1 protein-coding gene is annotated in these 686 nt (G+C 71.9%); it reads left to right on the top strand.

All coding sequences use genetic code 11. The annotated features are described in order from the left end of the window. Nucleotides 1-105: 105 nt before the first annotated feature. The coding region (locus tag BG482_RS39900) for a hypothetical protein (RefSeq protein WP_218108817.1) at nt 106-686 on the top strand (581 nt) is incomplete at its 3' end.

The raw sequence follows: 686 nt of genomic DNA on the forward strand, positions 1-686 counted from the left end.
GAGGTCGCGGAGGGCATCTCCTATGGCTCTGCGTCGGTTGCGTTGGTGTCGAATGTGTCGGGGCGGCTCGCTGGGGAGGGCGAGTTGGGGTCGGCGGAGTATTGGGTGCGGCATGTGCGTGAGGCGGTGCGGTTCGCCGACGGGATCGGTGTGCTGGCCGGCGAGGGTGTGACGCGGTTCCTGGAGATCGGCCCCGACGGCACCCTCACCGCACTCGCCCGTGCCGTTGCCGAAGAAGGCGGCGACGAAGCCCTTTTCGTCGCGACACTCCGTAAGGCCCGGGACGAGTCCCGGGCCACGGTGGCGGCGATGGCGGCCCTGCGGGCGATGGCGAAGTTCCACGTCGACGGCGCGGACATCGACTGGCCGGCCGTGTTGGGTGGCGGCACGGGAGGCGAACCCGTCGACCTGCCGACGTACCCGTTCCAGCGGCAGCGCTATTGGCTCACCCCGAGCCAACCGCCGCCCGGCGGCCCGTCGGGTCCGACGCGAGCTTCCGTTGTGGTCGACGCGGAGTTCTGGGCTTCCGTGGCGAGCGAGGACGTGCCGACCCTCGCGGCGGTGGCGGCACGGGAGGCGAACCCGTCGACCTGCCGACGTACCCGTTCCAGCGGCAGCGCTATTGGCTCACCCCGAGCCAACCGCCGCCCGGCGGCCCGTCGGGTCCGACGCGAGCTTCCGTTGTG

It is taken from the genome of Streptomyces sp. LUP30 (assembly GCF_001746365.1).
Taxonomy (GTDB): domain Bacteria; phylum Actinomycetota; class Actinomycetes; order Streptomycetales; family Streptomycetaceae; genus Streptomyces.